Annotated in this window: 11 protein-coding genes; 8 read left to right on the top strand and 3 right to left on the bottom strand. The window is 35.8% G+C overall.

The window, feature by feature from the left end; genetic code table 11:
- Positions 1-29: 29 nt before the first annotated feature.
- The gene (locus K5S59_RS04205; RefSeq protein WP_001080394.1) at positions 30-215 is read right to left on the bottom strand and encodes a YqzH family protein; all 186 of its coding nucleotides are present in this window, start codon (positions 213-215) and stop codon (positions 30-32) included.
- A gap of 223 nt (positions 216-438) precedes the next feature.
- Between K5S59_RS04205 and argC the strand changes: the two genes are divergently transcribed.
- The 7 genes from argC (at position 439) to K5S59_RS04170 (ending at position 6,612) form a co-directional block, all read left to right on the top strand.
- Positions 439-1,476 (top strand): N-acetyl-gamma-glutamyl-phosphate reductase, encoded by a 1,038-nt coding sequence (gene argC / locus K5S59_RS04200; RefSeq protein ID WP_000861232.1) that lies wholly within the window; start codon positions 439-441, stop codon positions 1,474-1,476.
- 10 nt (positions 1,477-1,486) lie between these two features.
- Complete coding sequence (gene argJ, locus K5S59_RS04195; RefSeq protein WP_120450853.1) at positions 1,487-2,710, top strand: bifunctional glutamate N-acetyltransferase/amino-acid acetyltransferase ArgJ; 1,224 nt, start codon at positions 1,487-1,489, stop codon at positions 2,708-2,710.
- An 11-nt stretch (positions 2,711-2,721) separates the two neighbouring features.
- Complete coding sequence (argB, locus tag K5S59_RS04190) at positions 2,722-3,489, top strand: acetylglutamate kinase (RefSeq protein ID WP_120450852.1); 768 nt, start codon at positions 2,722-2,724, stop codon at positions 3,487-3,489.
- Positions 3,486-4,646, top strand: coding sequence for an acetylornithine transaminase (locus tag K5S59_RS04185; RefSeq protein WP_000200524.1), 1,161 nt, complete (start codon positions 3,486-3,488; stop codon positions 4,644-4,646). The genes argB and K5S59_RS04185 overlap by 4 nt, the downstream gene beginning before the upstream one ends.
- A gap of 12 nt (positions 4,647-4,658) precedes the next feature.
- Positions 4,659-5,609 carry an ornithine carbamoyltransferase gene (gene argF / locus K5S59_RS04180; RefSeq protein WP_000108883.1) on the top strand — a complete coding sequence of 317 codons (951 nt, stop codon included), beginning with the start codon at positions 4,659-4,661 and terminating at the stop codon, positions 5,607-5,609.
- Between the two features lie 177 nt (positions 5,610-5,786).
- On the top strand, positions 5,787-6,347 hold the full coding sequence (locus K5S59_RS04175) for a DUF2062 domain-containing protein (RefSeq protein WP_002072979.1): 561 nt from the start codon (positions 5,787-5,789) through the stop codon (positions 6,345-6,347).
- Between the two features lie 58 nt (positions 6,348-6,405).
- The gene (locus K5S59_RS04170) at positions 6,406-6,612 is read left to right on the top strand and encodes a hypothetical protein (protein ID WP_000291944.1); all 207 of its coding nucleotides are present in this window, start codon (positions 6,406-6,408) and stop codon (positions 6,610-6,612) included.
- A 24-nt stretch (positions 6,613-6,636) separates the two neighbouring features.
- On the opposite strand, the gene K5S59_RS04165 is transcribed toward K5S59_RS04170, so the two are convergent.
- Complete coding sequence (locus K5S59_RS04165) at positions 6,637-7,083, bottom strand: MarR family winged helix-turn-helix transcriptional regulator (RefSeq protein ID WP_000445817.1); 447 nt, start codon at positions 7,081-7,083, stop codon at positions 6,637-6,639.
- Between the two features lie 74 nt (positions 7,084-7,157).
- Positions 7,158-7,937, bottom strand: a complete 780-nt coding sequence (locus K5S59_RS04160) for a GDSL-type esterase/lipase family protein (protein ID WP_000755842.1) — start codon at positions 7,935-7,937, stop codon at positions 7,158-7,160.
- Between the two features lie 362 nt (positions 7,938-8,299).
- Here K5S59_RS04160 and cpdB point away from each other — a divergent pair, with 362 nt between their 5' ends.
- Positions 8,300-10,642 (top strand): bifunctional 2',3'-cyclic-nucleotide 2'-phosphodiesterase/3'-nucleotidase, encoded by a 2,343-nt coding sequence (cpdB, locus tag K5S59_RS04155; protein ID WP_000748625.1) that lies wholly within the window; start codon positions 8,300-8,302, stop codon positions 10,640-10,642.
- The last annotated feature ends 29 nt before the right edge of the window (positions 10,643-10,671 follow it).

Below are 10,671 nucleotides of genomic sequence, written 5' to 3'. Positions count from 1 at the left end.
AGATTTCCATATGGAAATCTCCTATTTTTTTATTTTCCAGTCACATAATCGTAAACGATATCCTCAACTGCCTCGTATACATCAATTTCAGTATTTGAATGAATTATCGTTTGAATATGTTTAATTAGCATTTCCTGATCCTCATTTGACATAGGATTATATTGATATTGCTGAAAACTTTTTATAATCATCTTCTCAATTAATTTTCTATTCATGTTTTCCCCGCCTATATGTACGTATGTATTGTTTTATTGTACTTGAAGTGAAGTGAAAAAACTACCATGCACTATTTGTGTATAAAAATCCGCTTGTATATATTATTTTTCTAGTAAAATTAAGTTTTTTAAGTTTGTAAAATTTATAAATATTTAATTGACTCTATAAATATACAATATTATAATCATACTTAATTTAAAGAATCGATATGAGGAGGAGTATATGAAAGTCGCGATTATTGGAGCAACTGGGTATGGAGGTATTGAGTTAATTCGGTTATTAGAGCAACATCCATATTTTTCGATAGCATCTCTTCATTCTTTTTCACAAGTTGGTGAGTGTATAACAAATGTATATCCGCATTTTCAAAATGTTCTTGTTCATACGTTACAAGAAATTGAAGCGGAGGAAATAAAGAAGAAAGCAGAAATTGTATTTTTAGCAACCCCAGCAGGAGTATCAACAGAGTTAACTCCGAAATTATTAGCAGTAGGTTTAAAAGTAATTGACCTCTCAGGAGACTTTCGAATGAAAGATCCTTCGACATATGAACAGTGGTATAAAAGGGCAGCTGCAAAAGAAGAAGTTCTTAGGGAAGCTGTATATGGGTTAAGCGAATGGAAAAGGTCCGAAATTCAAAATGCAAATTTAATTGCAAACCCAGGATGCTTTGCTACAGCTACATTATTAGCGATATTACCGTTAGTACGTAGCGGCATGATTGAAGAAGATTCCATTATTATTGATGCGAAATCAGGAGTATCTGGAGCAGGAAAAACGCCAACAACGATGACGCACTTTCCTGAGTTATACGATAACTTACGTATTTATAAAGTAAATGAGCATCAACACGTTCCTGAGATTGAGCAAATGCTTGCGGAGTGGAATAGGGAAACAAAGCCAATCACGTTTAGTACACATTTAATACCGATATCACGAGGGATTATGATTACACTTTATGCGAAAGTAAAACGAGAAATGGGAAGAGAACAGCTTCAAAGGTTATATGAAGAAACGTATGAACAATCGCCTTTCATTCGAATTCGCACGCCAGGAGAGTTTCCAAGTCCGAAAGAAGTGAGGGGCTCAAATTATTGTGATATTGGGATAGCTTACGATGAAAGAACAGGAAGAGTGACAGTCGTTTCTGTTATAGACAATATGATGAAAGGTGCGGCTGGGCAAGCGGTTCAAAATGCAAATATAGTAGCGGGGCTAGAAGAAACAACAGGCTTACAACATATGCCGCTTTATCTATAAGGGGGACATGATGACTAAAGTAGAGTCTATTACAAAATTAGAACATGGTTCCATTGTAGCGCCAAAAGGATTTTCGGCAATCGGTACTGCAAATGGTCTGAAAAAAGAAAAAAAGGATTTAGGTGTAATCATTTGTGAAGTGCCGGCATCATGTGCCGCTGTTTATACAACGAATCAAATACAAGCAGCCCCGTTGCAAGTAACGAAAGAAAGTATAGCGGCTGAGGGGAAATTACAAGCTATTATTGTCAATAGTGGAAATGCAAATGCTTGTACAGGAATGAGAGGCTTACAAGATGCTTACGAGATGCGTGCATTAGGGGCGGAACATTTTGGAGTGAAAGAACATTACGTTGCAGTAGCTTCAACAGGTGTAATTGGTGTTCAGCTGCCGATGGATATAATTCGAAAGGGAGTTGTAACTCTTATCCCCACGAAGGAAGTAAGTGAAGCTCATTCTTTTGCTGAAGCGATTTTAACGACGGATCTTATAACGAAAGAAACGTGCTATGAGATGATGATTGATGGGAAGAAAGTGACGATTGCTGGTGTTGCGAAAGGTTCAGGGATGATTCATCCAAATATGGCAACGATGCTAAGTTTTATTACGACAGATGCTCATATAGAGCATGACGTATTGCAAACAGCATTATCACAAATAACGAATCATACATTTAATCAAATTACGGTGGATGGAGATACTTCTACGAATGATATGGTTATTGTTATGGCAAGTGGATTATCAGAAACGAAACCAATCAATATGGAACATGCAGATTGGGAAACTTTCGTATTTGCTTTACAGAAGGTATGTGAAGATTTAGCAAAAAAAATTGCACGAGATGGTGAAGGTGCTACGAAGTTAATAGAAGTAAATGTGCTAGGAGCTCGTACGAATGAAGAGGCAAAGAAAATTGCAAAGCAAATAGTCGGTTCGAGTCTTGTGAAAACAGCAATACATGGTGAAGACCCAAATTGGGGGCGAATTATTAGCAGTATGGGACAAAGTGAAGTAGCGATTCATCCGGATACAATTGATATTACTCTTCAATCTATCGCTGTGTTAAAAAATAGTGAACCCCAAATGTTTTCTGAAGAGGAAATGAAAAAGAAATTAAAAGAACATGAAATTATGATTGATGTGTATTTACATTTAGGAGAAGAGACCGGATCAGCTTGGGGCTGTGACTTAAGTTATGAATATGTGAAAATAAACGCTTGTTATCGTACATAAGGAGAGGGAAGATGAGCGATTATATTGTAGTGAAATGCGGCGGTAGTATGTTGGATCAATTAAATGATGTGTTTTTTGATTGTATAAAGAAATTGCAACAGAAGTATAAAGTAGTGATTGTCCATGGTGGTGGCCCAGAAATTGATGCGCAATTAAAAGGTTGTAACATCAAAGTAGAAAAAAGAGATGGGTTACGAGTAACACCAAAAGAAGTTATGGATATTGTTCAAATGGTGCTATGCGGAAGTACGAATAAAAAATTTGTAATGAAGTTGCAAAGGCATAATTTACTTGCGGTAGGTTGTTCAGGGTGTGACGGCAATTTACTTCAAGTTCAACCTGTCAGCGGAAAAATAGGATATGTGGGAGAAGTAAGTTATGTCGAAACAGCCTTACTAAAAGGATTGATAAATTTGAATTATATTCCTGTTATTGCTCCGGTCGGGATACATGATAATGAGATTTATAACATAAATGCGGATACAGCTGCAGCTGGAATTGCAGCCGCATTATCCGCAAAAGAACTCATTTTTATTACGGATGTAGATGGGATATTACATGAAGGAAAATTAGTAAAGAAAACGGATGAATCGGAAATTATTACTTTAATAGAAAAAGGAGTTATTACAGGCGGGATGATTCCGAAAGTACAGGCGGCACTAACGTCATTAAAAATGGGAGTGCAAAAGATAAGTATTGTGAACGGTACAAAAGATTTTACTGAAGTTACGGGCGAGTGTATCGGAACGACGGTAACGAAAGGAGTAAGTATCGTATGACAAGTCATCTTTTTCAAACGTATGGGAGAAGAAATATTGAGCTTGTAAAGGGAAGTGGAACGGAAGTTATTGATGAAAATGGTAAGCAATATTTAGATTTCACATCAGGAATTGGCGTATGTAATTTAGGACATTGTCATCCTACGGTTATGAAAGCTGTCCAAGAGCAACTTCATGATATATGGCATATATCTAACCTGTTTACAAACAGCTTACAAGAAGAAGTAGCATCATTATTAACAGAAAATACAGCGTTAGATTCTGTTTTTTTCTGTAATAGCGGGGCAGAGGCGAATGAAGCTGCTTTGAAGCTAGCTCGTAAGCATACTGGAAAATCTCTCGTCATAACGTGTCAGCAGTCTTTTCACGGTAGAACATTCGGAACGATGAGTGCGACGGGGCAAAATAAAGTGAAAGAAGGCTTTGGTCCGCTCCTTCCGTCTTTTTTACATACTCCGTTTAACGATATAAAGGCGTTAGAGGAAGTAATGAATGAAGAAGTAGCGGCGGTAATGGTAGAAGTTGTTCAAGGAGAGGGAGGAGTCATTCCTGCTGATTTATCTTTTTTGAAAGCAATTGAAACATTATGTAATAAGTTCGGTTCCTTATTTATTATAGACGAAGTACAAACAGGGATTGGAAGAACAGGGACATTATTTGCTTACGAACAAATGGGAATAGATCCTCATATCGTTACTGCCGCTAAGGCGCTTGGAAATGGCATTCCCGTTGGAGCGATGATTGGCCGGAAGGAACTTGGAACATCGTTTACTGCAGGATCACACGGTTCAACGTTTGGTGGGAATTATATTGCAATGGCTGCAGCGAAAGAAGTATTGCAAGTAAGTAAGAAACCATTGTTTTTAAAAGAGGTAAAAGAAAAGGGCGAATACGTATTAGAGAAGTTGCGAGAGGAATTACGACATGTTGAATGTATTCAAAATATACGTGGTAAGGGGCTTATGATAGGGATTGAGTGTAAGCATGAAGTTGCGAGTTTTATAGAACAACTAGAGAAAGAAGGACTTCTCGTATTACAAGCAGGACCTAATGTGATAAGGCTATTACCACCACTTATTGTAACGAATGAAGAGTTAGAACAGGCAGTATATATGATAAAAAAAGTAGTTTGTACAAAAAACGTATCAATCATATGAGGGGGAAATTCCATGTCAACTGTACAAGTACCGAAATTAAATACGAAAGATCTTTTAACATTAGAAGAATTGACGCAAGAAGAAATTATTTCTTTAATTGAGTTCGCTATCTATTTAAAAAAGAATAAGCAAGAGCCTTTATTACAAGGAAAAATATTAGGGCTTATCTTTGATAAACATTCGACTCGTACTCGCGTATCTTTTGAAGCAGGAATGGTACAGCTCGGAGGACATGGCATGTTTTTAAGTGGGAAAGAGATGCAAATTGGAAGAGGGGAGAGCGTTTCAGATACTGCGAAAGTATTATCTCATTATATTGACGGGATCATGATACGTACATTCTCACATGCCGATGTAGAAGAGCTTGCAAAAGAATCGAGCATACCTGTTATTAATGGATTAACGGACGATCACCATCCTTGTCAAGCGTTGGCAGATTTAATGACGATTTATGAAGAAGTGAAGACGTTTAAAGGAATTAAATTAGCTTATGTAGGTGATGGGAATAACGTATGTCATTCATTGTTGTTAGCGAGTGCGAAAGTCGGAATGCATATGACTGTTGCGACCCCTGTAGGATATGAACCGAATGAGGAAATTGTAAAAAAAGCGTTAATGATTGCTGAAGAAACAGGAGCTGAAATTGAAATTTTGCATAATCCTGAATTAGCGGTGAGTGAAGCAGATTTCATATATACTGACGTTTGGATGAGCATGGGGCAAGAAGGAGAAGAAGAGAAATATACTTTATTTCAACCTTACCAAATTAATAAAGAACTTGTTATGCATGCGAAGCAAACATATCGTTTCTTACACTGTTTACCCGCCCATCGTGAAGAAGAAGTAACAGGAGAAATTATAGATGGACCACAGTCTATCGTCTTTGAGCAAGCTGGTAATCGATTGCACGCGCAAAAAGCATTATTAGTAAGTTTATTTAAAAATGTAGAAGAACTTTCTTAAATGATGTGCATCTCCAGTTGTTACGTACAAATAACAATTGGAGGTGCACTTTTTGTATTGAAATGTCATATGTATATTTAGTTAACCATTTTGATATCATTTATAATAAAAGAGGAAACTAAATTTGTTTTTCAGAGTGTGTAAGGACATACTACATATAAAAATATAGTTAAAGAGATGATGAGGGTGAAAACAACTAAGAAAACATATTCGTTTTTTCAGCGGATGTGGAGAATATTAAAGTTTCAATATTATAAGCTGCTTCGATCACCAGAAGGAGCAAAGAAAGTATCGTTAGGTTTTGCAATTGGGTTTGGTTTAGAGATGCTGGTCATATATACGGCATCGCTCGTATATGTAATATTTTATCCGATCGTTCGATTAGCAAAGGGATCTTTTCCTGCTGCGGTTATTGGCAATATTATTGGGAAAATATCATTTTTACCGGTATTTTTATTTCCAGTTGCTTATGCGTTAGGAAAAATGATTTATCCATTTCATGTGAAAAAAATACATCATGAACCATTTACGATATCTGACTTGTTTTCAAGCCATATTTTCACAATATTAAAGAGCTTATTACAGAGTGAAGTGTATGTATTAATTGGTATGACGATAATAGGAGTTGTGTTTGGGGTAATTTCATATTTTGTTGTGCATTATTTATATGAAAAAAACCGTAAGTTACGTTTGAAGAACAGAAAGAAACGAGTGAGAGAACCACTCGTGCAAATATAAAGAGTGTCACATTCATTTTCTCCTTTGAATATGTTTAAGAAAAAGGAGGAGAGAATGAATGTATTATTATTATGTACCGCAAGTATACCCATATGTAAATTATTATCCGGTAAATGATATGAGGCAGCAATTTGGAGTGTATCAGCAGCAACAATTTCAGCAATTACCACAAATACCACCACAGCAACCTACGCAAGAACAAAAACCATATTTAACGACATGGCCATATTCAAATGTATACTATGGTAATTATTACGAATCATAAAGCTGCTTCTATTTAGAAGCAGCTTTATGCGTTTGTTTTCAAAATTAAATTTTGAATGGTTTGAAGAGAGTGAATGAGTTTTTCACGTTCTTCCTCAGATAATGTTTGGAAATTTTCTTTTAATTTGTCTAAAATGAATTGTTGATACTGATTTACTAACAATTTCCCTTCAGCTGTTAGGGAAATTAAAATGACCCGTCGATCTTTTTCACTATAATGACGCTCTATTAATTCTTCTTGAATTAGTTTGTTTAATAGAGGTGTCATGTTAGGCCGTGAAATCGCTAGCCGCTTACCGATTTCGGAAACTGCTAATGTGCCATTTTCATGCAGAAGCAGCAATACTTGTGTATGTGATGGCGGCATATGTCTTTGAGAAGAAAATTCTCCAGGAAGCATAAATTTGCGATAAAAAAGAGGCACTAGCGAAAGAAGATGATCAACAATACGTTCCCACTCGCGTGATTCCATATAAAGGCCCCCTTCCACACTATCATTGTAACAAAAAAGACAGGGTATAAAAATAGAATTGTTTCATGACAGCTTTAATATTTGTAGGATAACACTTGCTTTGTAAACGCATTAGCAATAATTGCATAGCCGTTATCATTTGGGTGTACTTGGTCAAATAATAACTCTTTTTTATCATTCGATATTAATTTACGAACTGGCAAAACGATAGATGGTTGATTTGCTTTTGAAATGGAATAAACAGATTCATTCCAGCCATCTAAAAACATATCTGCATAACTGGCGATGGAGTCATCGAGTTGTAACGGGTTATAGAGCTCTGAGAGAATGAGTAAAGCGTCCGGGTTTTGATCGCGAACTGTCTTTACAATAGTTTTTATATCCGCTTCAAAATGAGCTTTTTCTTTATTTAATATTTTAATACCGTCTATAACACCGACATCACGATTTAAGCGAAATAAATTATTTCCTCCAATATTAATCGTAATGATATTTGCTGCTCTAATCTTTTGCTTTACATCTTCTGATTGAACTTTTTTAGCGAGACGATCTGTTGTAAGACCGTTTATCCCAAGATTTTCTATGGTAATTGGTTTATGAATTTGTGCTTCTATTTGTCTAGAACCTAATTCAGCAAATCCCCCTTGTGTCGATCCATATCCTTTGGCGAGTGAATCACCTAATACGAGGTGATAAAAGGAATCGTTTGTTTGCTTATCAATCCAACTTGGAGTAGATGTTTTTTCTGTTTTTTCTTCGGGTTCATTTTGTTTTGTCTCATCGTTCTTTTCGAAATAAGAATAAGAAATGATTAGAAGGAGGAGACAAACAATTGTTAAGATGACTTTTTTCATAAATTCATCCTCCTTGTAATTGGTAATTGTATCATATTCAGCAGTATTAACAATGTAAGGGCATATTATATGTTTATGAAAAGTTTACAATAACTTTACAGAAAATTTGTAGAAGTATGTCAAAAAATATTGACGATATGAAAGTACATTATATATGATAATGTCAGATAAGGTGAAATTTTAATGAGTAGGGCTTTATTTCCTGCTAATTAAAGTTTCAACAATCGGGCGTTTAAGGGGAATACTCATTAGCGCAGGATGAAATGAAAATCTTGTCTCTAATAGAAGAAAAAAGGTATGTGGTTAGAGGCAAATAGAGGTTTATTTCATTATTTTTGGTAATTGTATAAGGGGGATTTTTTGTGAAAAAGTCAAAAAAAATGCTAGCTGGAGCAACTCTTGCTATAGGTGTAATAGCGCCGCAAGTATTGCCAACAACAGCTCATGCGGATGAGAACAATGGGGAGAGTACGGTTAACTTACGAATTCTAGAAACATCAGATATTCACGTTAACTTAATGAATTACGATTATTATCAAACGAAAACAGATAATAAAGTAGGTCTCGTACAAACTGCAACACTTGTTAATAAAGCACGTGAAGAAGCGAAGAACTCTGTCCTATTTGATGATGGGGATGCATTACAAGGGACACCGCTTGGAGATTATGTAGCGAATAAAATAAATGATCCGAAGAAGCCTGTGGATCCTAGTTATACACATCCATTATATCGTTTAATGAATTTAATGAAGTATGACGTCATCTCTCTTGGGAATCATGAATTTAACTACGGTTTAGACTATTTAAACAAAGTAATTAGTAAAACAGAGTTCCCGGTTATTAACTCGAACGTCTATAAAGATGATAAAGATAATAATGAGGAGAACGATCAAAATTACTTTAAACCATATCATGTTTTTGAAAAAGAAGTAGAAGATGAATCAGGTCAAAAACAAAAAGTGAAAATTGGCGTAATGGGATTTGTTCCACCTCAAGTTATGAACTGGGATAAAGCGAACTTAGAAGGAAAAGTGAAAGCAAAAGATATAGTTGAAACAGCGAAGAAAATGGTGCCAAAAATGAAAGCAGAAGGTGCAGATGTTATCGTTGCACTAGCGCATTCTGGTGTTGATAAGAGTGGATACAACGTTGGTATGGAAAACGCTTCGTATTATTTAACAGAAGTTCCTGGTGTAGATGCAGTATTAATGGGACATTCACACACTGAAGTGAAGGATGTATTTAATGGTGTTCCAGTTGTAATGCCTGGTGTCTTTGGAAGTAACTTAGGTATGATTGATATGCAATTGAAAAAGGTAAACGGAAAATGGGAAGTACAAAAAGAGCAATCGAAGCCGCAACTGCGTCCAATTGCTGATAGTAAAGGGAACCCATTAGTAAAATCTGATGAAAAATTAGTTAATGAAATTAAAGATGATCACCAAGCTACAATTGATTATGTGAATACAGCTGTAGGAAAAACGACAGCGCCAATTAATAGTTATTTCTCATTAGTACAAGATGATCCTTCTGTACAACTTGTAACAAATGCACAAAAATGGTATGTAGAAAAGTTATTTGCTGAAAATGGACAGTACAGCAAATATAAAGGAATTCCAGTTTTATCTGCAGGAGCACCATTTAAAGCAGGTGGCCGAAACGGTGCTACATATTATACGGATATTCCAGCTGGAACGTTAGCAATTAAAAACGTTGCAGATTTATATGTATATCCAAATACGTTATATGCTGTAAAAGTAAATGGGGCACAAGTGAAAGAATGGCTTGAAATGTCTGCAGGTCAGTTTAATCAAATCGATCCAAAGAAAACAGAAGAACAACCATTAGTAAATATAGGATATCCTACATATAACTTCGATATTTTAGATGGCTTAAAATACGAAATTGATGTAACACAACCAGCGAAATACGATAAAGATGGAAAAGTTGTAAATGCAAATACGAATCGTATTATAAATATGACATATGAAGGTAAGCCAGTAGCTGACAATCAAGAGTTCATCGTCGCTACAAATAACTATCGCGGAAGTAGCCAAACGTTCCCAGGTGTAAGTAAAGGGGAAGTTGTATACCAATCACAAGATGAAACACGTCAAATCATTGTGAAATATATGCAAGAAACACCAGTTATTGATCCAGCAGCAGATAAAAATTGGACGTTTAAACCGATTGTTGCAGATAAATTAAATACAACGTTCGATTCTTCACCAAATGCACAAAAGTATATAAAGAAAGATGGGAAAATATCATATGTTGGACCATCTGAAAATGAATTTGCTAAATATGCAATTGATATAACGAAGAAGAACGATGATGATAAGGAAACTGGTGGAGAGAATCCAACAACACCGCCAACAGGTGAAGGAAATAATGGAGGAAATCCAACAACACCGCCAACAGGTGAAGGAAATAATGGAGGAAATCCAACGACACCACCAACAGGTGAAGGAAATAATGGAGGGAATCCAACGACACCGCCAACAGATGAAGGTAATAATGCAGGATCTGGACAAACTACAACGGATAATCAAAACTCAAAAGAAACAACAACTGTAAGTGAAAATAAAGAAGAACGTGATTTACCGAAAACAGGTACAAGTGTTGCTTCTACAATTGGAGCAGGCTTGGCGTTTATTGGAGCGGGATTACTTCTGTTATTTAGAAGAAAGAAAGCAAATAGATAGTCGAGAAATATAAAAAAAGGATTACCGAT

The sequence above is a fragment of the Bacillus sp. BML-BC051 genome (assembly GCF_019656175.1).
Lineage (GTDB): Bacteria > Bacillota > Bacilli > Bacillales > Bacillaceae_G > Bacillus_A > Bacillus_A mobilis.
This window is presented reverse-complemented; position numbering and strand designations above follow the sequence as displayed.